General features: G+C 61.5%; 1 protein-coding gene. It reads left to right on the top strand.

Annotation, left to right across the window (positions count from 1 at the left end; translation table 11 throughout):
• Positions 1–231 (top strand): hypothetical protein (locus tag P0D89_RS54585; protein ID WP_408379947.1); only part of this gene is annotated, 231 nt, incomplete at both ends.

Below are 231 nucleotides of genomic sequence, written 5' to 3'. Positions count from 1 at the left end.
GACTCCTACAAATACGCGTACATCACCGCAAGCGGCCACTATACGGTGCGTTTTGATGCGGACTTCGAAACGTGGCCCAACGGCGGCGAGAGCGTGCCGCTGAGGCTGGCGAAACCGTTCGCAAGCCAGCTGCAAACCGGCATGCACTTCCCCGCGCTGGACGATGCCGAAGCGGTGATCGTCTGCCGTGACGGTGACCCGGACAAGCCCGAAATAGTGGCCTTCCATCAC

The sequence above is a fragment of the Paraburkholderia sp. RL18-085-BIA-A genome (assembly GCF_046027075.1).
Lineage (GTDB): Bacteria > Pseudomonadota > Gammaproteobacteria > Burkholderiales > Burkholderiaceae > Paraburkholderia.
The sequence above is the reverse complement of the archived record's forward strand: the minus strand, read 5'-3'. Positions and strand labels throughout refer to the sequence as shown.